The sequence below is a fragment of the Nitrosomonas sp. genome (assembly GCF_040240425.1).
GTDB lineage: Bacteria > Pseudomonadota > Gammaproteobacteria > Burkholderiales > Nitrosomonadaceae > Nitrosomonas.
In genome coordinates this window covers 1-24930 of the sequence record NZ_QPHG01000006.1, presented here as the reverse complement: position 1 = coordinate 24930, position 24930 = coordinate 1, and the positions used below count along the sequence as shown (strand labels likewise).

Genomic DNA, 24930 nt, shown 5'->3' with positions numbered 1-24930 from the left:
GGTTGTTTGCCTTTCATTTTCATTCTGTTTCTTAATAATCAAGAAAAGTTAATTGCTTATGCCTTAAGTTGTACATGCAATTTCTGCAGATTATACGCTTGCAGTTCGCGTCTGTTGGTAATGCCGACACAGGCCGCACGCGCTCCCGCTAGCGTCGTATAGTAAGTTACTTTCGCCTGAAGCGCGGCGCGGCGGATCGAATACGAATCCTTTATCGCGCTGCTTTGATTCTTTACGGTATTGATGATTAGGTTAATTTCCCCATTTTTGATCATATCGACGATATGCGGACGGCCTTCCGCTACTTTATTAACGATGATAACGTCGATTCCCGCTTCGGTTATGGCGGCGGCAGTGCCGCGCGTAGCATAAAGGGTGAAGCCGAGTCCGGCCAGGTTGCGTGCGATTTCAATCGCATGTGGTTTGTCGGATTGCCGCACACTGATAAAAATTTTACCCGATTCAGGTAAGCGGACATCGGTTGCCAATTGAGATTTGATAAACGCCTCGGCGAAAGTGGCGCCCATTCCCATGACTTCGCCGGTCGACTTCATTTCCGGTCCCAGTATCGTATCCACACCGGGAAGTTTGATGAAGGGGAAAACCGCTTCTTTGACCGAATAATACGCCGGTATCACTTCTTCGGTAATGTTCTGAGCAATCAGACTATTACCCGTCATGCAGCGCGCTGCAATTTTGGCCAGCTGCAGACCGGTTGCCTTGGAAATGAAAGGCACCGTGCGAGATGCCCTCGGGTTGACTTCGAGGACGTATACCGTATCGTCCTGAATCGCGAACTGTACGTTCATCAGTCCGACAACATGCAGCGCCCGCGCCATATCGGCGGTTTGACGCCGTAGCTCATCCAGGGTTTCCGGTGATAAATTGAAAGTCGGCAGCGAACACGCGGAATCACCCGAATGAACACCAGCCTGCTCGATATGTTCCATGATGCCGCCAATCAGCACGGTTTCTCCGTCGTAAATGGCATCGACATCCACTTCTGTGGCATTGGTTAGAAAATGGTCCAGTAACACCGGGGAATCGTTGGAAACTTTAACCGCTTCACGCATGTAACGTTCCAGATCGGCTTTTTCATGCACGATCTCCATCGCGCGGCCGCCCAATACGTAGCTGGGCCGTACCACTAGCGGATAGCCGATTTCCTCGGCGGCGATCAGGGCGGCTTCCGGATTGCGTGCGGTGCGATTGGGTGGTTGCCGCAATCCCAGTTGTTGCAGCATTTGCTGAAAGCGTTCGCGATCTTCCGCGCAATCGATCATATCCGGGCTGGTGCCGATAATCGGCACACCGTTGGCTTCCAGATCGCGTGCAAGTTTAAGCGGTGTTTGCCCGCCATACTGTACGATCACGCCATCGGGTTTTTCCACCGCAACGATTTCGAGCACGTCTTCCAGTGTCAGCGGTTCAAAATATAGACGATCCGATGTGTCGTAGTCGGTCGAAACCGTTTCCGGGTTGCAATTGACCATGATGGTTTCAAAACCGTCTTCGCGTAGCGCCAGAGCCGCATGCACACAGCAATAATCGAACTCGATGCCTTGCCCGATGCGATTAGGACCGCCGCCCAGCACCATGACCTTCTTTTTACCGGTTGGGCGGGACTCACACTCATCTTCATAAGTGGAGTACATGTACGCCGTACTGGTCGCGAACTCAGCCGCGCAGGTATCGACACGTTTATAGACCGGGTGCAGATTGAATTGATGGCGGCGCGAACGGACTGCGGTTTGTCCGGTATTGAGCAGTTTGGCCAGGCGCCGGTCGGAAAAACCGCTGCGTTTCAATTTCCGCAGCGCCAGATAATCCAGAGCTTCCAGCGCCGTACCGGTTAATGCTTGTTCCTGTTTGACTAAATCTTCGATTTGCGCCAAAAACCAGAGATCGATGTGTGTCAACTGATGCACTTCATCCAGTGACAAATGGCAGCGGAACGCATCGGCGATAAACCAGATCCGCTCGGGGCCGGGATTGGCCAACTCGGTGTGGATGGTTTCCAGGTTGTCGGTTTTTTCGTCCAGACCGTCAACTCCCGTTTCCAATCCGCGCAGTGCTTTTTGCAGGGATTCCTGGAACGTGCGGCCGATTGCCATCACTTCACCGACCGATTTCATTTGTGTGGTTAAGCGGTCATTGGTTTGCGGAAATTTTTCAAAAGCAAACCGCGGCACTTTGGTGACGACATAATCAATGGTGGGCTCAAAGGAAGCCGGGGTAATGCCGCCGGTAATATCGTTACCCAGCTCGTTCAGCGTGTAACCGACGGCCAGCTTGGCGGCAATTTTGGCGATGGGAAAGCCAGTCGCTTTCGACGCCAGTGCGGATGAGCGGGACACGCGCGGGTTCATTTCGATCACCAGCATACGGCCGTCGTCCGGATTAATGGCAAACTGCACATTGGAGCCGCCGGTTTCCACGCCGATTTCGCGCAATACCGCGATCGATGCATTACGCATCAGTTGATATTCTTTGTCGGTGAGTGTTTGCGCTGGTGCAACGGTAATCGAATCGCCGGTATGCACGCCCATCGGGTCGAGATTTTCGATCGAACAGACAATGATGCAATTATCGTTTTTATCGCGCACCACTTCCATTTCAAACTCTTTCCAACCGATCACGGATTCTTCGATCAGCAATTCCTTGGTGGGAGAGGTTTTCAATCCGCGTTCGCAGATATCCAGAAACTCTTCGCGATTGTAGGCAATGCCGCCGCCGCTGCCACCCATGGTGAACGAAGGGCGGATAATGGCCGGATAACCCAGCATCGCTTGAACCTGCATGGCTTCTTCCAGGCTGTGGGCAACCGCGGAGCGTGCCGAGCCTAAGCCAATACGGGTCATTGCCTGTTTGAATTTTTCCCGGTCTTCGGCCATGTCGATGGCTTCGCGCGAAGCGCCGATGAGTTCGACGCCGTATTTTTCCAGCACACCGTGTTTGACCAGATCGAGCGCGCAGTTCAACGCCGTTTGTCCGCCCATCGTGGGCAGTAGTGCTTGCGGCCGTTCGATCGCGATGATTTTCTCAATCATGGTCCAGGTAATTGGCTCGATATAGGTGGCATCGGCCATTTCCGGATCGGTCATGATGGTGGCGGGATTCGAATTCACCAGAATGATGCGATAGCCTTCTTCACGTAAGGCCTTACAGGCTTGTACGCCGGAATAATCAAACTCACAGGCTTGGCCGATAATGATCGGGCCAGCGCCGATGATGAGAATGGACTGAATGTCGATACGTTTAGGCATACTCTCTAGCGGATGAACATGGCGTAATTATTGGGAGTGCTGGCTTTTATAGCGCTGCATCATGGTGATGAATTTATCAAACAAATAATCCGCTTCATGCGGCCCTGGGCTTGCTTCCGGGTGACCCTGAAAACAAAAGGCCGGTTTATCGGTTAACTCGAATCCTTGCAGACTTCCGTCGAAAAGTGACACATGCGTGATCCGCGCGATCGCGGGCAATGTATCGATATCGACGGCGAAACCGTGATTCTGGCTGGTAATAATCACCTTGCCATTGGCCACATCCTGCACCGGATGGTTGGCGCCATGATGACCGAATTTCATTTTAATGGTGCGCGCGCCACTGGCTAAACCGAGCAATTGATGGCCCAGGCAAATGCCGAACAACGGGATATTTTTTTGTAGCAACGCTTGCGTGGCGGAGATGGCGTAATCGCACGGTTCCGGATCACCGGGGCCATTGGACAGAAAAATGCCATCAGGTTGTGCCTTCAGAATCTCCTCAGCCGGGGTTTGCGCCGGAAATACCGTCACCTTGCAGCCGCGCTGCGCCAGTTTGCGCAGAATCGTGCGTTTGATGCCGAAATCAAAAGCGGCGACGTGAAATCTGGGATTGTCCTGAGTCCGTAAACCGGATTCGAGCGACCATTCGCCTTCTGTCCAGGTATACGGCTGGCGGCAGCTCACCACTTTGGCGAGATCCATCCCGGCTAGTCCGGGGAATGCCCGGGCAGCGTGCAATGCTTTTTCCTCGTCGATATCGCCCGCCATGATGCAACCGGCTTGCGCACCTTTTTCGCGCAAAATCCGCGTCAATTTGCGCGTATCGATTTCGGCGATGGCGACGACATTCTGTTCCTGGAGAAACTCCGGTAATGTGCGGGTTTTACGAAAACTGCTGGCCATGAGCGGCAAATCACGGATCACTAATCCGGCGGCATACACTTTATCGATGTTACCGGATTCAAAATCTTCCGGATTGGTGCCGGTGTTGCCAATATGCGGATAAGTCAGCGTGATGATTTGCTGGCAATACGACGGATCGGTCAAGATTTCCTGATAACCGGTCATCGCCGTATTGAACGCCACTTCGCCGGTATTAATGCCTTCAATGCCAATAGACACGCCACGAAAAATTGTTCCATCGGCAAGTGCGAGGATGGCGTGCGGTCGTTGTGACACAAAAAACTCCTTGGAAACTGACAAGATCTGGAAAATGGACCGGGGTTATTCATTGAAATGCCCCAGCTATTGAAGACGGAATTATACGTGAAAAAGGTTTATTTTTGTATGTATGTGCGCGGTTTCGCATGCTACAAAGTTGTTCATACATTCCGGATAATCGGGTGACCGGGTTGCGCATTCACTGTTGGAAGGAGGAAAGTAAGTTCCGGTTTCCTTGCGTTTGTTTGCATTGATCATCAATGCAGCGATCGTCACTCGGGCTTTTTAAAGTAATGGTGGCGCAAGTTTTGTTTTTAAAACGATAATAGGGCAAAATTTGCCCATTTTTCTTGGCTGGTATTTTTGTAGTGCGACCATTCATTGCGATCAAAACCAAGCAAGTTTTGTGCGCTTCATCGAATCAATATTTTAAGAACGAATAATCATGCATGTCTTCAAGTCTAAAATCGATAACTGGGTACTGGTTTGTTTATTGCTATCCGTCTCCGCCTGCTTGATGGGTGCATCCGTCCCGCTGATGATCGGCGGAATAACCAATTATGTGTTTGCGGCGATTGTATTGATTGCGGGTGCTGGCTTCCCCATTTGGATCTATGTTTCGACCCGGTATATCGTCAGTGGCGATGATCTCAAGATCATCAGCGGTCCATTTACATGGAATATCCCCATTCAATCGATCGTATCCCTGCAGGAAACCCAGATCGCGGCGACAAGCCCGGCTTTGTCGTTCGATCGCCTTCAAATTACCTACGGAGAAGATAAAGTCATTATCGTCTCGCCGGTCGATAAAGAAAAATTCATACAGAAATTGGGTAAGGAAAAATTGATCGGTAGCGCTCAGCGGAATGGAACAAAAGCTGCTGCTAAAGATTCCAGAAAAAAGGCTAGGAAAAACAAAATAAACCGGAACAATCCATAGGTCATGATGGCAAGCGGAAAGGACGCAAGGGCAGAGTGCCGTCATACTATTTTTTCCGGGATCATGCCTATCCATCATCACTTGCAAAATCCTAATTTAGATGGTTATCTTCGCATATTGATTTATCATTGAGGTAACCATGGGTAATACCAAGCAAACTAAGTCTCAACTACTGGAAGAACTGCAACGATTGCGTTCCGAATTGGCTGCTGTCGAGTTGATGACCGAGAAACGTACCCATGAGCTTTATGTTAGTGAGGAACGGTTTTCGTTGGCGATGCGCGGTGCCAACGATGGACTGTGGGATTGGAATCTGGAAACGGATGAAGTGTATTACTCGCCACGCTGGAAAAGCATGTTGGGTTATGCGGAGAATGAGCTGGCGAATCAAATAAGCACCTGGGAGAACCTAGTCAATCCCGATGACAAAATCATCGCACTGGAGAAAGTGCAAGATTACTTTGATGACCGCAAGGATTCGTTTGAAGTTGAAATGCGCATGCGGCATAAGGATGGCCACGAGGTTTTTGTACTATCGCGTGCATTTCTGGTCACGCGCGCGTTGGACAATAAGCCGTTGCGTCTCATTGGTACTCATGTCGATATTACCGAACGCAAAAAAGCCGAAACCTTTGATAATCAATACGCCGAAATACTCGAGATGATTGCGATAGGGCGTCCCGCGCCGGATATTTACGATGCGATTGCACTTATGTACGAAGCCCGCCACCCCGGCATGCGCTGCTCGATGCTCGAATTGAGCGGTAATAAACTACTGCACGGCGGCGCGCCCAGTTTGCCGCAGGCTTATTGCGAAGCCGTGCACGGCCTGGAAAACGGGCCGAGTGTCGGTTCCTGCGGGACATCCACTTATACCGGGCAACGGGTGCTGGTGGAAAACATCGAAACCGATCCGAAGTGGGCGGAAATCAAACATATTGCGTTACCGCACGGTATGCGGTGTTGCTGGTCCGAGCCGATCAAAAGCTCCAGCGGAAAAGTTTTGGGTGCGTTCGGCATGTACTACAATCACCCCGCACTGCCGGACGAGAAAGAGTCAAAAGATCTGATATCTGCTGCCCGGCTGACGGGGATCGTCATGGAACGGGATCAAGCGCAAAAACGCATCCGTACGCTGGCGTATACTGACGAGCTGACAGGATTGGCCAGCCGCGCCTCGTTTATGCAGCACATGGAAGAAATCACCAAATCCTCCAGCCGGCACGGCCGCCGCTTCGGGTTGCTGTACATTGATCTGGATAACTTCAAATACATTAACGATAGCCTGGGACACGACGCTGGCGATTTGTTGCTCAAAACCATTGCAACGCGATTAATCCATACCTGCCGCGACATAGACTTCATTGCTCGCCTGGGTGGCGATGAGTTCTGTATCCTCATTGAAGAAGTCGAAGCGGATTATGCCGCCAATGTCGCGAAACGCTGTCTTGAAGCCATATCCCAACCGATCGGGATTTATTCCAGAAAAATCGCCCCGGCTTGCAGTATTGGCATCGCCTATTACCCCGATGACGGTGAAAATCTTTCCGCTTTACTCAAAGCGGGTGATATCTCGCTGTACACCGCCAAGGAAAATGGGAAAAATCAGTATGCATTTTATAAAGCCGAGCTGACTCACAAGGCGGAGTATCGTTTTCAAATCGAGCAAAACCTGCGGGAAGCCATCGAAAAACAGCAACTGTCTTTGGTGTATCAACCGCAAATCAATATCAAAGGCGGGGAAATTTTTGGTGTCGAAGCGCTATCGCGGTGGTATCACCCGCAACTGGGGCAAGTCCCGCCCAACGATTTTATCGCCACTGCCGAAAGAATCGGCATGATCAAACCGCTCACCGAATGGGTGCTACGCACCGCGTGCAGCCAACTGGTGGCCTGGAAGCAAGAAGGTTTCCGCACGCTGCGCATGGCCGTCAATATTTCCCCCAGTCTTTTTCTGGACAAAGGATTTGTGTTGCTGGTTAAGCGCATCATCGATGAAGTTGACATCGCGCCAGCCGAATTGGAACTCGAAGTGACGGAAGGCATCGTGCAAACCGATCCGCGCAATCTGACCATTTTTCAAGACTTGAAAGACCTGGGCGTGTTACTGTCCATCGACGATTTCGGCACCGGTTATTCCTCTTTCGCATCGCTTAAGCACCTGAAAGCGGATTACCTGAAAATCGACAAATATTTCATCGACGATATGCTGACTGACCAAAAAACCCTCACCCTAGTCAGCTCCATGATAGAAATGGGGCAGAAACTCGGTTACGGCATCATTGCCGAAGGCGTGGAAACGTCAGAACAACTGGATATTCTCAAGAACCTTGACTGTGAAATGGTGCAGGGCTATCTGTTCAGTAAACCGGCCACTCCCGCCAGCATTTCAGAATTTCTGAACAATCAAGCGCACAAGGCGATTCTTGCTCAAGGCCGTCTGGGTGAGACCGCGTAGTTGATTATGCTTTGTGGGTAGAGCTGCTGCGGTCAATTCTTGTAAACTGTAAGGCCTGACGCTTTTGGTGTGTTTATCTTCTTGTTCGACGAATGAATCAACGCTTCCCTAATCGACATTTTTTAATTGGCGTTCTATTGTTGTGGTGTTGGACGTCGTTTGCCGCAGCGAATGAAAAAATTGTTCATGTCATCGATTTTTCCGGCAATTCGAATGGCAGCGCCGTTTCCTGGTTGGAGGAAAGAGGATTCGAGCTTCAGCTGGATGCAAAAAAACTGAACCCTAGATTTGAAAATGATGCCCTGGTGATTAGCGCGGACGGTGAGATGGCCGGATTGTTTGGCTTGCAGCTGAGGCAACAAAACTTTATTCACAATGTTAAGCGGGTGGAAATCGTTTGGGGCGTGAATAAGTATCCCCAGGGCGCAAATTGGAATGCGGGAATTAACAGTGTGCCCATCGCCGTGATGTTGTCATTTGGAACCGAAAAGCTCTCCAGCGGTTTGCCGCTGGGTATCTATGCAGCGCCCTATTTTTTGAGCGCGTTTATCGGCAAAGCTGAAGAACTGGGCCGCATGTATCTGGGCAAACTATGGAAAAAGGGCGGGCGATATTTTTGCGTGGCATCTGGTGATCAGCAGGGTAAAGTGATTACCACCGATTTTGAAGTCGACGAAAAATTCCGTACCACTTTCAAACACCCCAAAACACCACCGATTACAGGAATTGCTCTCCAAGCCAATACCAACAATACCCAAGGCGGCGCTGAGGCGTTTATCAAGAAGATTACCTTTTTGTCCCACTAGGGGCTTTGTCTGCTGGACTTTAAGCTAATTTACTACACCATCATGAACGGGATCAGGCCTTAAATTTGTGGTCGCTATGTAAATGTAAAGCGCGACCCCATTGTTCCAGAGAGATTATTAATAAATGCCAGTTGGATTAAAAGGCGTAAATGGCAAAAAGAAGGATTTAGGCTTGTACCATAATTAATTCGCTTTTGGTTTCATTAGTTTTGCTCGTTGCTCTTTAATTAATTCAATGAATTCATTGTGGGAAGAGGTTTCAAGTAACGATTCATCCTTTCCCTTAATAGATTGGATAATACCCCGCTTTAATTCGTTAGTAGCATGATCCAAACTTTCTTGGGTAAAGATTTTTAGAAAAGCAGCCAATCCTTTTTCCGTTTTGCACATTTGATCAATCGCTGCATAAGATTCAGAATTATCACCGCCATTTATTTTTGTGAAGAATTGTAAAATCAAATGAAGATAAATTTCTTGGGACAAATTGTTTTCCTGAATGGATTCTCTTACTTGATTGGACCAAGTTTTAATCGCCTGATCGACTAATTCATTACTGAAAATTAATCGTTGTTCAGTGTTTACTTTGTCGTTAGGTTGAATAATCCATTTTTCTTGATTTTTTTCAGCGATAAATAGCACTATCATAGAAATAGACAATGGTGAGTTACTTGCAATGTCTTGAAAGCATTGTTCATAATTCGGAGGCTCTAATCGCAGCAGGCGTATCATTAAATCGCTGATACCATGTGCAAGTTCTTTGGTTAGCAGGGAGTCGCTAGTTAGTTTTTGTGAAACTTTCGTTAGTTTATTAATACATCCTTTAATATCCCGTTTGTCACACGAAGGTGCGTAAGTGCTCAACCAATTCAACAGAAACAGTTTTTCCTCGCTATCTGCACGATTCAATTTTTTTTCTAGCTCTTCCGGTTCCATCAGAAGTTTATGGATATATTTAACTTCAGGAACTTCTTCAATTGAAGTTAATGAGAGTAAACGAGCTAACTGATCCGGATCAGCTATTCTTAAGTCATCTACACCATTTCTTGCTTTCTTTTCAAAAAGAAACAAGCAAGTTTTGTTTGCAATTTGAAGATCATGTTCATCATCTTTTGGTAGATGTTTTAACCAAGTATGTTCTGCTTCATCTTCTCTTGATCCAATGAGCATCCCCCAATCAAATGCATCTTGCTCACTGATTAAATCGCCTCGAAAGAAATGCCCAGTGAAGTCAGCCGAATGCTTATGAATAGCTTTACGAAGTGTAGGAAAGCGTTGAGTAAGCGCTTCAAACGCGATGACGTCAGCAGCATTAACTTCACCATGTGTAGCTGGCAGGCTTAGACAAAGCCTATTTGTGATTCTGATGACATCGCGGGGATGACGTGATAGCTGAGTCATCAAGACGATTGCTTCTTCATAGCGATCTTTCTCGTATGTTCGCAGCGTGATATTTAATTGCTTTAAAAGCTCTTGTATTTTTCCGTCAGCAAATTGCTTGAGCTGCCGCCTTGATAGCGGTGGGAGCGGATAAGCAACTTGCACAATTTTTTCCAAATAGGAAAGGCCGGATTTTTCATTTTCGGCTATGGCCCGGGCAATGATGTTTGGATCATAGGCCAGCAGGTAGGTGATTTGAGGAAAATCGGCTACAGCTTTGATTGCCTGAATCATAATCCGTATTTCCTCAGCAGGGAGGCGATCAAGATCATCGATGACAATGATAATCGGGCGGCTTAATTCTTTTAGTGCCTTAATGACTTCATCTTTTTTTTGAGACAGATCCAGATCAGGCAGTAGCTTTTTTATGTCATCAAGAGTTTCCTGCCCAGCTTTAGCAGCGTCTTCAGCCGCGTGACCAGCACAGGATAATCCTGGAATGTATTTGAGTGGTTTAAGTAAGTGTACATAGTTGATTAATTTTTGGCTGACATCGAATCCTTTTCGTCCTTGAGTGATGCTCTTATTAATTGAAGCTGCAATCTGTCCAACCAAAGCTTCGACCAAGGCACCGGTAGTGCTAACCATCCAAGGATTGAAATCGATGACGATTGTTCTTTTGTTCTCTCTCAGATTTCTCGCAATGAAACCAATTAGCGTGCTTTTACCCGAACCCCATTCTCCCTCGATCCCTACAACCAATCCAGGGCTGTTATTTGGTAGAGCAAGAGAGCAGGCCAAACTTTCTGCAAAAGGCTTGCGGCCGAATGCATCGTCCGCAGCAGGTTGATCATGACGAAAGGTGGGATGTGATGTCATTGCAAAATCCTACTTGAAGTCACATTTTACGCAGACATTTACTATGTTCAGAAAAGGGAAGTAAGTATGTGGTGCGTTACGCGTACACCAACCTGCCTTTGGGTTCCGGGATTGGTTTACCCAGTTCGCGAGCGGTTTCTATCCATTGACCGATGACGATTTTCGCATTGATGACTGCTTGCTCGTAGGTTTCTCCATCCGCCATACAACCGGGTAGTTCCGGTACTTCGACGATGAAAGCGTGATCTTCCTCGCTCCAGTAGATAATTAATTCGTATTTAATCAATGTCATGCTCTCCCATGCGATACTTTGTCAATAGAATTCTAACTTGTTTGACCTGATACGGCTTTGCCTTACTGTTCTTCGGTTGCAAATTAATAATCTCTTCAATGTTCTCGCGAGTGAATAAGTGATGACTTCCTTTTATTCGCTCGATGAACCCTAACCGAGTCAATAATTGGCAAAGCTCGGAAAATGCAATGTCGTTGTCTGCACTTCCCATCAGGATTTTCATCCTGAGTTTTGAATACTTTCCCATTTAAATCGTCCCGATTTAATCAACTTACACAATGATTACTGTACGTAAATATTGAATTCATCGCTTATACGCAATCACCCCGCCACAATCTCAATCAACACCTCATTCGGATTCACCGATTCGCCTTTGACGACGTGCACGGCTTTGACGATGCCGCTGATCGGGGCGGTGATTTCGGTTTCCATTTTCATGGCTTCGGTGATGAGTACCGGCTGCCCGGCGGTGACTTTTTGGTCGATTTTGACTAGCACGTCGAGAATATTGCACGGCATGCTGACAACGACGTCGCCTTCATTGGCGGGATTGCGGCGTTTGCTGGCGATGGTGCTTTTGACGGCGCCTTGGGTGCCACCGTCGAGCACGATTTCATCGAGCGTTTCGACGACGATTTCTTCGGGCATGCCGTCGACCATGAAATAGAAATGGCGTAAGGATTCGTTTTTCGGACTGGTGCCGGTGACTTTGACGTGATACGACTCGCCGTGCAACGCGACGTTGAATTCAGTCGGTGCTTTTTGCACGCCGCTACCCGCTGCTGACGCTACTTCCAGCGGTTCCGGCACGAGGTGGCCGGTGGAGCGCAGTTCCAGGAATTGCTTGCCGACTTCGGGAAACATGGCGTAGCTCAGTACATCTTCATCGTTCAATGCCAAGTGGCCGATTTCCCGGCGCAGATGATCGAACTCCGGTTTCAACAGATCGGCGGGGCGGCAGTCGATGATGTCTTCCTTGCCGATGGCGCGTTTTTGCAGTTTTGCATCGATCGGTGCGGGCGCTTTGCCGTAACCGCCTTGCAGATAACGTTTCACTTCATTGGTGATGGTGTCATAGCGCTTGCCGGTCAGTACGTTGAGCACCGCTTGCGTGCCAACGATCTGCGACGTCGGCGTGACCAGCGGCGGATAACCCAAGTCTTTGCGCACGCGCGGAATTTCCGCGTAAACCTCGTTGATGCGATCCAGCGCGTTGCGTTCCTGCAATTGATTGGCCAGATTTGAAATCATGCCACCCGGTACTTGGAACACGTGCACGCGGGTGTCGACGCCGGTGAATTCGCTCTCGAAACGGTGGTATTTTTTGCGGATTTGCGCGAAATAGTCGTTCACTTCCTGCAATTTTTGCGGATTCAGTCCGGTATCGTGTTCCGTACCTTGCAACGCCATGACCAGACTCTCGGTCGGCGGATGGCTGGTGCCGCCCGACCACGACGACAACGCCGTGTCGATATGGCGGCAACCGGCTTCGATGGCTTTCAATTGGCACATTTCGGCCAATCCGGCGGTGGCATGCGAATGCAAATGGATCGGCAGATCGACGGTATCTTGCAGCGCTTTGACCAATTCGCTGGTCGCATACGGTGTCAACAGACCGGCCATATCCTTGATTGCGATCGAATCGCAGCCGAGCTCGGCCAGATCCTTGGCCAGTGTCACGAAGCTCTTGGTGTCGTGCACCGGGCTGGTGGTGTAGCAGATCGTGCCTTGCGCGTGTTTGCCGGATTCCTTGGCGGCTTCGATGGCGGTTTTGAGATTGCGCACGTCGTTCAGCGCGTCGAAAATGCGGAAAACATCCATGCCATTGGCTGCGGCTTGTTTGACAAAAGCGCGCACGACATCGTCGGAATAATGACGGTAACCGAGCAGATTCTGGCCGCGCAGCAGCATTTGCAGCGGCGTGTTCGGCAACGCGGCCTTGAGTTTGCTCAGGCGCTCCCACGGATCTTCCTTCAGAAACCGCAGACAGGCGTCGAACGTTGCGCCGCCCCAGCATTCCAGCGACCAGTAGCCGATGCTGTCGAGCATCGAACAGGCCGGCAGCATGTCTTCGGTACGCATGCGGGTGGCGATCAGGGATTGGTGCGCGTCGCGCAAAATGACGTCGGTGATATGAACTTTTTGCATGGATTTTCCTTGATTAACCAATGAATCCGGTATTTACAGACCGGTATGCGAGGCCACGACCGCGGCAATCACGCTGGCCAGCACTTCAGGCCGGGGTTTGTCGGAATATTGGATGAGATTGGGATTTTGTTCGACGAAACCGGTATTGAAGCGGGCGGCGCGAAACTGCGGATGTTTCAGAATCCGCAAATAATAGGGAATTGTCGTTTTGATGCCGAACAATCCCATATCGCGCAACGTGCGCTCACCGCGCTTGATCACGTCTTCCCAGGTCAGCGCGCTAACGATGACTTTCGCCACCATGGAATCGTAAAAAGGCGGAATTTCGTAACCGGTGTAAATCGCGGTATCGGTGCGCACGCCGGGGCCGCCCGGCGCGTAATAGCGCGAAATACGGCCGAAACTCGGTAGAAAATTGTTTTTCGGATCCTCGGCATTGACCCGGAACTGGATAGCATAACCGCGCCGGACAATTTCTTCCTGCTTGAAGCGCAAGGGCAAACCCGCAGCCACGCGAATTTGTTCCTCGACGATGTCGACGCCGGTAATCGTTTCAGTGATGGTGTGCTCGACCTGCACGCGTGTGTTCATTTCCATGAAATAAAAACGGCCGCTATCGTCGAGCAGAAACTCCACCGTACCGGCGTTGGTGTAACCGACCGATTTCGCCGCGATGACTGCGAGACCGCCAATGTATTGGCGCTGCGCTTCATCCAGTTGCGGTGACGGCGCGATTTCGATCAGTTTTTGATTACGGCGCTGAATCGAGCAATCGCGCTCGTAGAGATGAATTACATTGCCGTGATGATCAGCCAGCACTTGCACTTCGATATGCTTCGGATTGACGATGCATTTTTCCAGAAATACGTTGGCGCTGCCGAAGGCTTTGGTTGCTTCGGAAATCACCCGGGCGTAATTGCGCTGTAGTTCTTCGGCATTGTCGCAACGCCGGATACCACGCCCGCCGCCGCCGGAAGTGGCTTTCAGCATCACCGGATAACCGATCTGCGCCGCGACTTTGAGCGCTTCGTCAACCGAATGCAGGTTGCCATCCGATCCCGGTGTCACCGGAATCCCCGCCGCGATCATCGCTTTGCGGGCTTCGGTTTTATCACCCATGCGATGAATCACATCCGCCTCGGGGCCAATGAACGTCAGTCCGCGTTCCTTGCAGGCGCGGGCGAATTGCGCATTTTCGGACAGAAATCCATAACCCGGATGTATCGCATCGCAACCGGTCGCGAGAGCCAAATCGACCAGCGCGTGAATATTTAAATAGCACGCCATCGGCTCGCTGCCGATGCAATACGACTCATCGGCCTTCTTGACATGCAACGCGAAACGATCCGCTTCCGAATACACCGCCACCGAACGGATACCCATCTCGGCACACGCGCGAATGATACGAACTGCAATCTCGCCGCGATTGGCGATGAAGATTTTACGTAACATCATTTTTTGAGCCGCTTTGAAAAACGTAATGCCGGTATTCTACCCGATTGATTCCGGTTAAGGCGGTTGCGGTTAGGTTTGCGCAACGGCAGCCTGAGAAATGATCGCGTTTTTACCCTGATCATGGCCTTCCCTTGCAGCCGCTCGCATCATTTTCCCGGGCTTCTTTGGGCCGGAGTTTATTTTTAAAACGGTATCATTGCATCCAGCGAGAATAACCACTGATCCTTTTTGCCGTCGAAAGGGTGAAACGCCATGTCGATGCTGTCCACCCGGTCGTAGCGGATATTCTTGCGGATATTGAGATTGCGCACCGGCCTCCAGCCTTTGTTCCAGTGCATCGCTGGTTTCCAGTTCATGCCCAGGGTAACGGCGTAATAATCCGCGGGCGCGCTGACCAAAGGAATATTGCCGGCGTAACTAACGCCCTTGTTATTCATCGCCGACAGAATGCGGTAAGGAGAGAACACCCGCCAGCCGTTGCGGTCGTGAAACCGTTCGGCGCGAATGCCGATCGACAGGTTTTTTTGCAGATCGTAAGTCAGATGGGTATTGATGCTATACCAAGCGGCGTTGCGGATTCCTTCGGGGAGATTGATATCAGCCGCCCAGCCGTGCGTATGCTGCAATACGCCGTGCATCTTGGGCGTAAGCCAATGTTGCAGCACCACGCTGTACATCATCCAAGGCTCATTCACAGCGGTTTGGCCGTAGGTGCCGCCCAACGCCATCCTGGTTCGTTTATCGTCACTGTTCCATGATAGATTGGCCAGCCCGCCCCAGTTGTCGAGCTGTTTGTCAAAGCCGCCGTCCCATCCGCCGGTGGCGCTGCCGGTAGTCGCCGCGCCTTGGATGGTCCAGTTTTTATCGATAGTGTAAGTGCCTAAAAAACCGGTGTGGGTGAAGGGTTCGCCGCTGTTCAGGATATAAGCGCGGGTGTAAAAAAAATTGTCGGGCGCGGGAACGCTTTCATAACCCAGCGGTGTATAAAAATGTCCCGCCTTGACATTCAAACCGTTGCCGACCGGTACGTGCGCTTCCAGATAAGCTTGCGGCAGCGCGATACCATAGGTGCGTGTTGATTTGCAGCAGAGATTCAGGTCCCAATTGCCGCGACCCGACGGTTCACCGGTATTTTCGTCGAACGCGGAAATACCGAAGGCCTGCGTGTAAATGGCATCGGTTCCGAACAGGAAATCGAAGCGCCCGCCCAGACTCCAATTCGAAGTTTCCGTATCGACGCTGCGTTCGATGAATAAATTGAGCTGATTCAATTGAAACCGGTTGGCGCGATCAGCGAAAGTAACCGGGCCATTGAAACCATCGGACGGATTATTGGCATTGTAGGTTGCTCCGCCGTTGATCCAGCCGCCGATTTCCAACCCGCTGCGTTTGTATAAATCCACTAAGCTGCTGGCAAAAGCATGGTCAACCGTGATGATCGCCGATAAAGTTATTCCGAGTACTGCGCTGATCGTTTTAATGTGGTCATTCATATTGTTTCCTGATTTTGGATCACGATAACGTAGAAGTTGTTGAAAAGCTGATGTATCGCGCTTTAAAGTGTTCAAATCGAGTGCATAACACTCAATGATTTTTCAAAAACTTGCGTTTTTTGCTTGATTCCGTCTTGCTGGATCGTTTGTTAGCTTCTTTCTTCAGAATTGCCCAAGCTAAAGTGATCGCATTGTACCTTAATGCGGTTGATTGTTGAGATAATAGGTTAAAAAATTGATTATAATTAATAACATAGAGTGTATTGTGTGGCAATAAAGAACTATATTCCGACGGCTAAAATAGTACATGGGAAGCCATGAAAATAGCGATGACGAGCAGTGGAGGAATGCTCGGGTTTGCAGTAAGCAATAAGTTTATGTGTATTTATATGCGTTTCTGTCTCGTTTTTCTTGTGATGTGCTTTATCCCGTCAGGAGGTTGCCCAAACTTTTTAATTTCGTTTCAACTGATCAATTACCGTTTGGCGGATGTCGGTGTTTTCTCCCGGATTGATGATGACGAAATCCGGATTACCTGGTTTCAGATAGTCCAAACCATGGTCTTTGCCGGAAGCGAGAAAGTCGTTGATCGCCAGTTTGTAGGTTTTTTTCGCATCGATTGGGGTGCCATTGATTTGCCAGGTGCCCTTGACTTGCTGCGTGTTGGCGGATTGTAGAAAGCCGCCCGCGCCGATGTTTGCCATGCCTTGGTTCAGCACTTTGATGAGTAGACTGCCTTTGATCGTAGCCAGTTGCACTTTGCCGCCGAACGGTAGCACCCGGATGACGTCGTAGACGGTGATTGGACCGGCGGGCAGCACGTCGTCGATGCGGATCGAACCGCTGTTGTACAGCGAAAGATCGGCTTCGGGGTAGGGGCGTAGCAGGCTTTTGGCGATCAGTTCGGTCAGATTGGTTTTGCGGGTGCGCACATTGGACTCGAGTCCGTCCAGTGCTTCCGTGGTGGTCGTGACTACCGCTTCGGGTTCAAACCCTTGTTGCCGGAAGGCGTCGAAGGCGATGTTCATCCATTTATCGACTACGGTTTTGACTGCGGGATCTTCCGTCAGTGTGTCGTTGATCGGGACAAATTCCGGTTTGACTTGGGTTTTGCCGGTTTTCGGATCGAAATAAAGATCGATCACGTAAACCGAGCGTACATTGGCGTCGCCTTTCAGCAGCGGCGTGAAATTGCCGCGCCAGTTTTGATAGTTGACATGCTCATGCCCGCCCAGCAGCAATCCGATTTGTGGAAATTTTTGCAGTAGTTCGATGTCGTCGTCAATGGCTTGATGCGTCAGGGCGATCACAAAATCGGTTTGTCCGTTGAGTTGTTTGATTTGCTCGGCGGTGGTTGTGATGGGGTCGGAATAACGCACATAACCCGGATTATTGGCCGCCAGCGTTAAGCCGAACATGCCGATTCTGTAAGTTTTTCCGCTTTTTTTATCCGTGATCGGAATCACCAGATTCTGTTTCACACCGGCATAAGGCTGGCCATCCGCGGCAAACACATTGCTCGATACCCAGGTGAATTTTGCTTCTTTCATGCGTTGATTGAATTGATTTTCTTTGACGTCGAATTCGTGATTGCCGAAGGTGGCATAGTCGAGTTCAAAGTGATTCAGCACATCGACCATTTGCCGCCCGGCGAGCCGGTCGCCTTCATATTGAGCGGTGCCGATCGCGGACGGACTGAACAGATCGCCACCCAAGGTGGTGATGGTATTCGGGTTGCGCGCCAACAGTTGCTTGCGCAGCGTGGCGACACGAGCGATGCCGCCTTCCTTGCCGCCGCTGACCGGGGTGATTTCGTAAATATCGTTAAAATGCAAAATGGTTACATGAATCCGGTCATCATCAGCGGGCGCAGTGGGTGCTGTGGCGCAGGCAGTCAGCGCAAAGGCAATAAGGACCGAGAGTAAAACGGCGAATGGTTTTTTCATGATAACCCCCTGTATTTTGATAGTTGCTGTATTTAAAGTGTCGCTCAATGCCAGTTCATGACTCATAGCGAGAAACCGGCTGTTGCCAATTCGCTTCCCCATCCGGGCGCTTTAGTTGCTGGCAAACGGTTTTAAACCGGTGCAGCGAAAAAGCTAATGCGATTCCTTAAGGTTATACCGTAAAGTTGCTATTTGTATCAAATATGTTTCTGAGATGTGCGAGTATTGCTATGATCAGCAACGGATTGTGCATATAATCGAGAACTGCCAGTAAGAAAAATACAATCCGCCAAGATTGAGCTTTAGCGTCAAGCACACGGGCCTCGAGAAGAAATAATCCAAAGTCAGGTAATGTAAGGAGCAAGAGTTTACGGGTATTAGTAATGCACATTGTCCTAACAATGCTGATTAAACAAATTCAAATGAAAGGGGATTTATCGTGAAACAATATTTCATTTTGTCAGAAAAACGATCTTTATTTTCTTATGCCGCCGCGATGCTTTCCATCGGCATACTAGCCGCTTGCACTCTTATCCCGGGAAACGAACCTGATGATCGCCACGCATCTGCTGTTGAGAACGATCATCTTGGCGATAGCTATACAAAGGTCCAATACCTAGATCAGGGTTGGAATTCTGCCGAGAGCTTGTGGTTTTACTACACCACACAGGGATCAAACTTGATGCCCTATGATTTCTTTCTGGCGCTGGAGAAACCGGGACAGACTCAGCTTTTCCGTTCCGATGAGAATATGAATTTTTACCGCTATTTACCTCAGAAGGCCTCATCGATAAACCCGGATGCACTGCCGGTCGGTTGGGTTAAGGATAAATACAAAGGCAAAGAATATATCGGTTTGACTTGTGCGGCTTGCCACACCGGGCAGATCAACTATAACGGTGTAGGTATCCGTATTGATGGCGGTCCGGCCAGTGCGGATATGGAAAACATCATGATCGATCTGGCCAAAGCCTTGAAACATACGCGCGAAGATGCGGAAGCTAAGCAGCGGTTTGTCAAAAATGTATTGGCCAAGGGCAACTACAAGTCGGAAGCTGATGTGCTTGCTGATTTAAGTAAGTATGAGCAGCGCATATACAGTTATACCTATATCAATGCCAGTCAAACTTCTTATGGCTATGCACGGCTGGATGCCTTCGGACGCATATACAACCGTGTGCTTGAACATACCATTAACGCAAGAGAGCTGAGAGAAATACTGAGCGACCGGAAGATAATGGATGATAAAGTGATGACGAAGGAGCAAATCGATGAAATCCTGGCAACATTTGATAATGTGATAACGGGAGAGCAGCGTGATCATTTGATGGAGCGTCTGAGTAAGTATCTGACATTTGAGCAAATAGCGCTGTTGAATAATGAGATTTTCAATCGGCCTGATGCACCCGTTAGCTATCCTTTCTTGTGGGATATTGCGCAACACGATTATGTGCAATGGAATGGGATCGCTGACAATGCCGGGCTGGGGCCGATTGGCCGGAATACCGGTGAAGTGATTGGCGTATTTGGCACGCTTGACTGGAAAGAAGAAAAAGGAGCGTCATTGACATCGATTCTTTTCCAAGGCTCTGGCAATACGCGAGTCAAATTTGATTCTTCCGTTGATGTGCAAAACTTGCACAGAATTGAATCGCACCTGAAGAAATTAAATTCTCCGGTATGGCCGGAAGAGATTTTAGGGAAGATCGATAGGGAGAAAGCTGCTAAAGGCAAACTATTATTCGACGAGTATTGTGCGGCCTGCCATGCCAGAATTGATCGTGCCGACCCAAACCGGCGCGTCGTTGCTCATATGACGAAAGTCAGCGCGATAGGAACTGATCCCAAGATGGCGGAGAATAGCTTCAAATATCAGGGATATTCCGGCATTTTGCGCAACCAGTATGTAGGACTTGGTGTGGGTAATATTTTGCTGGATAAGGAAGCGCCCGTTGCAGCCTTGCTGACTCAAGCGACAAAAAATGTAGTGGCTACTCCTGATCCCGATAAGTGGTTTTTCCAACGTTGGACAGATTGGGCTGCGAATCTCGTAACAGCCTATGCGGAAAATGAGATTAAATCCTCAATCAAAAATGGTAACTATGATCCGGATACTACAGTCAATCCATTGGCCTCACTCAATGCCTACAAGGGACGGCCTTTGAATGGAATCTGGGCAACCGCGCCGTATTTGCACAATGGTTCTGTTCCATCATTGTATGATTTGTTATTACCCAAAAAGCGTGAAGGTGATCCGGAAGATGGGGAATACCGTCCTGATCAATTTGAAGTGGGTTCGCGCGAATTTGATCCGGTCAAAGTGGGATTAAAAAGTAGCGAGTATAAGAGCTTTACTTTTGATACCAGTTTTCCTGGCAATAGCAACGCCGGGCACGAATATGCATCCGGTAAAACAGCGCAACCGAATGGTGTAATTTTAAGACCGCTGAATAAGGATGAAAAACTCGACGTGCTGGAATATCTCAAAACTTTGTAATCTGGGCACTCTTGAGTAATCATTCTTAACTTGCACATCCCTGTGGTCTTGCCACGGGGATGTTTATTGAACAAGGAGTATTGAAATGAGTACAAGCTATCTTGAACGGTATGATGCGACTCCCGATGCGGAAAAATTTCCATTGGTGCGCCGCTGGATGGATACGGAACCTTTACCTTTTTTTAAGGAATTGCGCGCTAAGCGTCCGATCCTGGTGACGCCGGATTGCACCTTGGTGACCCGGTTTGACGATGTCAGGGAAATACTGCTGATGTACAAAGTATTCACCGTCAAGCCGTACGTTCCCAAAATGGACAATTACCTCATGGCGCACGATGACGATGCACTGCATACCCGTGAGAAATCGCTGATGCAATTTATGCTGAATCGTGATGATTTGCCCAGAGTGCGCAATATGGTTGCGGATATTGCTGGTGGCATTCTCGGTAATGCCAGCGGGCAGATCGAAGTTGTGAATAAATTTTGCCGGATGGTTCCCGCGACATTGGTGCAAAAGTATTTTGGACTGACGGGCGCTAATAGGGAAGACTTGATCGAGTGGTCGTATTGGAATCAATACGATACGTTCCATAATCAGCCATTTGATTTATTGCCTCCGGAACTGTCAAAACGCATTATCGACCGGCATAATGAGACTTCCAAAAAACTGGGAGACTACATCACGATGCTGATTGCGAAACGGTTACTGGCAGTGAAACTCGAGAAATTGACGTTTTCAACAATCGTCAGATTGGATGATGACATCGTTACCCGGATGCTGCGCACCAGTTTTGCGAAAGAATTGGATTTTGATATCAAACGGTTGGGTGTGAATGCCGGCGGCTTGTTGATCGGTGCGATCGAGACCACTGCGCAAGCCGTAGCGCAAGTGCTGCAATATTTGTTCCAGCATCCGCAATGGCTGGCGGCGGCTAAAGCGGCTGCACAGAAGGAAGATACAACCGAGTTCGACGGTATCGTGTGGGAAGCATTGCGTTTTGTTCCGATCACGTCGTATCTATTCCGCACTACAGTGAGCGATTACACGGCTGCGAAAGGAACAGACCACGAAACGGTTTTGCGTGCCGGTACTTATGTTTTGCCGGTGACGTTATCCGCGACGTTCGATGAACGGGCATTTGAGTCGCCGGATGAGTTTATTCCGCAGCGCAATTGGTATAACTATTTTCACTTCGGATTCGGTAACCATGAATGCCTGGGACGTTACGTGGGTATGGTGATGATTCCTGAAATGGTTCGGCAAGTAATGCTGAAGAAAGATGTGGAACCGAAAGGGAATATAGACTACAAATCCGGACCGTTCCCCGAAGCATACGACCTTTCCTGGGCAACAGCGTAGGTCATTGGTTTTGTGGTGGTTAAAGTGTGCAGAGCTGGTGAGATAGGTTGGGCAGGGTGTCCAGACCAGTGTTCTCTCTGTACTGTGTAAGTAATTTTTTCTCGCATGATAAAAAGACAGCGCTCTATAGCCTCAGTTGCTTGTGATTTTCAACTATAGAGCACTGTCCACCCTCTAGCAAACTTTAGTAACTCGATTTTTCTTCAGTTGATCTGGCTTTTCCACCGCCTTCCTGATCGCCCGATGGTATTTGATGGAAAGGCTGAATGGTTTTACCGTAAGCATCCGGATCAGGTGATTCCGGCGCTGTCGGCTTTCCACCGCAGGCAACTAGAACTAAAACCGCCGATACTGCCAAAAATTGTGTAATTCTCATATAGAACCTTCTGAATGTTATTTGCTAATTAATTTTGTATGACGACGATTAGCAGAATACCGTTTACAGTTACGCGAAATATTGATCTTGATCAAATTAAATTCACCTTGACATCAAACACCTGCAGGCAATCCGAATCTAAGCGATAACTCATGCTGGGAATGTAATCAGTGGCTCAGTTCGGAATACGCTTTTATCAATCATTGAATGATTTTCTTGCGCCCGGTCTCTGTGATACGGAGATTATTCACAACTTAGAGCGAAGTGCTTCGATTAAGGACATGATCGAATCTTTTAATGTGCCGCACCCGGAAGTTGAACGAATTGTGGTGAATGGTATTGCAGTAGATTTTAACTATACTGTGCGGGATGGAGATCATATCGAGGTTTTTCCGGCGGGTGAAAATTTTAACGGTATACCGGTACTGCAACTGAGGGTAGAGTTATCGCAACAACCGCTATTCGTGGTCGATAGCAATCTTGGAAGATTAGCACGCTATCTGAGGTTGCTCGGATTCGACTGCCTCTATCGCAATGATTACGATGATGGCGCGGTGGCAAAAATAGCCAGTGAGCAGCAGCGCGTTGTGCTGACCAGGGATCGTTCGCTATTGAAACGCAGGATCATTACGCACGGGTATTTTGTGCGCGCGGATAGGCCGAAAATTCAAACCCGGGAAGTTCTGAAAAGATTTGCGTTATATTCCCTGATCAGACCGTTAACGCGTTGTACCCAGTGCAATGGAACATTGATAGAAACCGGCAAGAAGCCTATTGAACATCGCCTGGAACCGTTGACAAGACAATATTACGATAAATTTCTGATCTGTCCCGGATGCGACCGGATTTACTGGCAAGGGAGTCACAGTATGCGCATCAAACAGCTTCTTGACGAATTCGTTGACGAGCAATCGTAATCAACACCTTAACTCGAAGCTGATGTTTTCTGTCGTTTGAATCATATTCTGCTCGGATTTTTATTCAGTATGCATTCAGATTTACCTCGTTATGATAGTGTCAAATAGCAGGCTAAGCGGGTTGATGACTGAGGAAGCCTGAGGTGTTGTTTAGAGATTTGATTAACGGGTAAAAGTTGTAGTGAATTCTGATTGAGGTTGATATGAATAAATATAAATTAGCGTGCTTGGCTATCGCCCTCTGCGGAATATTTTCAGTGAATCCAGCTGGCGCTGAGGGAGACGGTGGTGGCTTTGATGGCGGGTTCGATGGTGGTGATTTCGGCGGCGATTATGGCGGTGACTACGGTGGCGATTTTGGTGGTGATCTCGGCAGTGACTATGGTGGTGATTTCGATTCGGGCGGATATTCGGATTACTCCGATCAGGGTGGTTTTGACCAAAGCGATGCTTTCGACCAGAATGATGAATTCAACCAACCGGAAGACTTTGGGGCAGCCGATGATGCGTTTCAGGGAAATGATTTAGAACAAACCGATGCAGCGAGTCAGCCGAATGATTTCGCTACGGAAGATACCCCGGATAACAGCACTGATACAGCATCCGGTAGCGATGGGCCCGCAGATGAATCCTTGAAAAAAGAGTTACCGGATCAATCCGTTGATACCGCTTCCGATCCAAGCCAAGGCGCTCAAGGGGATGCTCTGGGTCAGCACAATGATTCAAATCCGAATGCTGAATCTACCGATTCAACTCAATCTGCGGGAACAACCGACTCTCCTGGGGCTGCCGAAACTGCTTCTACTGCGGCTGACCAATCTGCCCAGAATGATAGTACTGTCGTTCAAGACGGTTCCTCCACGCAAAATGTGAATATTCAGAACAATACGAATATAGATCAAAATACGACAGGCCATCATCACGGGGGAGGGCATCATCATCACGATAACTTTGGTTTGGGATTCGGTTTAGGCCTGGGCGTGGGGCTAGGATTCGGATTTGGGCCATTTGGTTATTACAGTCCGTTTGTTCCCTTCGGTTATTATGGCTTCGGCGGGCCATTCAGCAGCTTTGGTTTTTACGGCGGTCGTGGTGTTGGTTTTGGATTCTATAATAGTTATGCCGGTTTTGGCCCTTACCGCTATTTTGAACCGTATTATCCCTTGGGCGGATATCTGGTTGCCTCGCCGGTATTTTCGTCAAACATGGCATTCGCTCCAGCCAGAGCACCCACCTATGTTCAACGTAATGAAGTTTCTGGCCCTGCGCCTGTGCAGCAAAGGAACTATTGGTATTACTGCCGCAAGCCCGAAGGATACTATCCCTATGTGAAGCAGTGCTCAGGCCAATGGATCAAAGTTCCTCCGCAACCTTCCTGAGTCTTTGACTGCACCGCGCTCTGATCAAGAGTAAACAGACTTATACATTATTAAGGTGTAAGAAACCTCAGGGTTGTTTACAGATAGGTTGATTGAAATAAGCGTTGAGTATTTCATAAGGGGTGGCATTATTCAAACTCTTATGAGGCTTAACGGTATTGTAGAAGTTAATGAAAC

The 24930-nt window shown here is 48.9% G+C and carries 17 protein-coding genes; 7 read left to right on the top strand and 10 right to left on the bottom strand.

Going from position 1 to position 24930, the window contains the following annotated elements:
* Positions 1 to 56: 56 nt before the first annotated feature.
* Positions 57 to 3266, bottom strand: coding sequence for a carbamoyl-phosphate synthase large subunit (gene carB, locus DU481_RS03275; protein WP_350132540.1), 3210 nt, complete (start codon positions 3264 to 3266; stop codon positions 57 to 59).
* Between the two features lie 27 nt (positions 3267 to 3293).
* Complete coding sequence (gene carA / locus DU481_RS03270) at positions 3294 to 4448, bottom strand: glutamine-hydrolyzing carbamoyl-phosphate synthase small subunit (RefSeq protein WP_350132537.1); 1155 nt, start codon at positions 4446 to 4448, stop codon at positions 3294 to 3296.
* 427 nt (positions 4449 to 4875) lie between these two features.
* Between carA and DU481_RS03265 the strand changes: the two genes are divergently transcribed.
* The 3 genes from DU481_RS03265 (at position 4876) to DU481_RS03255 (ending at position 8634) form a co-directional block, all read left to right on the top strand.
* Positions 4876 to 5370: a PH domain-containing protein gene (locus tag DU481_RS03265; protein WP_350132535.1), complete on the top strand. Its 495-nt coding sequence runs from the start codon at positions 4876 to 4878 to the stop codon at positions 5368 to 5370.
* 139 nt (positions 5371 to 5509) lie between these two features.
* Positions 5510 to 7828, top strand: coding sequence for a bifunctional diguanylate cyclase/phosphodiesterase (locus DU481_RS03260; RefSeq protein ID WP_350132532.1), 2319 nt, complete (start codon positions 5510 to 5512; stop codon positions 7826 to 7828).
* Positions 7829 to 7920: 92 nt separating this feature from the next.
* On the top strand, positions 7921 to 8634 hold the full coding sequence (locus DU481_RS03255) for a hypothetical protein (RefSeq protein ID WP_350132529.1): 714 nt from the start codon (positions 7921 to 7923) through the stop codon (positions 8632 to 8634).
* A gap of 183 nt (positions 8635 to 8817) precedes the next feature.
* On the opposite strand, the gene DU481_RS03250 is transcribed toward DU481_RS03255, so the two are convergent.
* The 7 genes from DU481_RS03250 to DU481_RS03220 all read right to left on the bottom strand — a co-directional run bounded on the left by DU481_RS03250 (position 8818) and on the right by DU481_RS03220 (position 18224).
* Positions 8818 to 10890, bottom strand: coding sequence for a KAP family P-loop NTPase fold protein (locus tag DU481_RS03250; RefSeq protein WP_350132526.1), 2073 nt, complete (start codon positions 10888 to 10890; stop codon positions 8818 to 8820).
* Between the two features lie 76 nt (positions 10891 to 10966).
* A complete protein-coding gene (locus DU481_RS03245) occupies positions 10967 to 11182 on the bottom strand; it encodes a type II toxin-antitoxin system HicB family antitoxin (RefSeq protein WP_350132524.1) in 216 nt (71 codons plus the stop codon).
* Positions 11169 to 11393, bottom strand: a complete 225-nt coding sequence (locus tag DU481_RS03240) for a type II toxin-antitoxin system HicA family toxin (protein ID WP_256206091.1) — start codon at positions 11391 to 11393, stop codon at positions 11169 to 11171. The genes DU481_RS03245 and DU481_RS03240 overlap by 14 nt, the downstream gene beginning before the upstream one ends.
* Before the next feature lie 110 nt (positions 11394 to 11503).
* Positions 11504 to 13330, bottom strand: a complete 1827-nt coding sequence (gene oadA, locus DU481_RS03235; protein WP_350132521.1) for a sodium-extruding oxaloacetate decarboxylase subunit alpha — start codon at positions 13328 to 13330, stop codon at positions 11504 to 11506.
* Positions 13331 to 13363: 33 nt separating this feature from the next.
* Positions 13364 to 14782, bottom strand: coding sequence for an acetyl-CoA carboxylase biotin carboxylase subunit (locus DU481_RS03230; RefSeq protein ID WP_350132711.1), 1419 nt, complete (start codon positions 14780 to 14782; stop codon positions 13364 to 13366).
* 185 nt (positions 14783 to 14967) lie between these two features.
* Positions 14968 to 16278 carry a porin gene (locus DU481_RS03225; protein WP_350132518.1) on the bottom strand — a complete coding sequence of 437 codons (1311 nt, stop codon included), beginning with the start codon at positions 16276 to 16278 and terminating at the stop codon, positions 14968 to 14970.
* A 452-nt stretch (positions 16279 to 16730) separates the two neighbouring features.
* A complete protein-coding gene (locus DU481_RS03220; RefSeq protein WP_350132515.1) occupies positions 16731 to 18224 on the bottom strand; it encodes a bifunctional metallophosphatase/5'-nucleotidase in 1494 nt (497 codons plus the stop codon).
* Between the two features lie 439 nt (positions 18225 to 18663).
* Between DU481_RS03220 and DU481_RS03215 the strand changes: the two genes are divergently transcribed.
* Entirely contained in the window at positions 18664 to 20721 is a 2058-nt protein-coding gene (locus DU481_RS03215; protein ID WP_350132511.1) for a di-heme-cytochrome C peroxidase, read from the top strand.
* An 85-nt stretch (positions 20722 to 20806) separates the two neighbouring features.
* Positions 20807 to 22081: a cytochrome P450 gene (locus DU481_RS03210; RefSeq protein ID WP_350132508.1), complete on the top strand. Its 1275-nt coding sequence runs from the start codon at positions 20807 to 20809 to the stop codon at positions 22079 to 22081.
* Positions 22082 to 22265: 184 nt separating this feature from the next.
* Here DU481_RS03210 and DU481_RS03205 read toward each other — a convergent pair whose 3' ends face one another.
* On the bottom strand, positions 22266 to 22457 hold the full coding sequence (locus DU481_RS03205; protein ID WP_090315628.1) for a hypothetical protein: 192 nt from the start codon (positions 22455 to 22457) through the stop codon (positions 22266 to 22268).
* Positions 22458 to 22627: 170 nt separating this feature from the next.
* Between DU481_RS03205 and DU481_RS03200 the strand changes: the two genes are divergently transcribed.
* Both DU481_RS03200 and DU481_RS03195 read left to right on the top strand, forming a co-directional pair.
* The gene (locus DU481_RS03200) at positions 22628 to 23374 is read left to right on the top strand and encodes a Mut7-C RNAse domain-containing protein (RefSeq protein WP_350132505.1); all 747 of its coding nucleotides are present in this window, start codon (positions 22628 to 22630) and stop codon (positions 23372 to 23374) included.
* Positions 23375 to 23577: 203 nt separating this feature from the next.
* Entirely contained in the window at positions 23578 to 24753 is a 1176-nt protein-coding gene (locus DU481_RS03195) for a hypothetical protein (RefSeq protein WP_350132502.1), read from the top strand.
* The last annotated feature ends 177 nt before the right edge of the window (positions 24754 to 24930 follow it).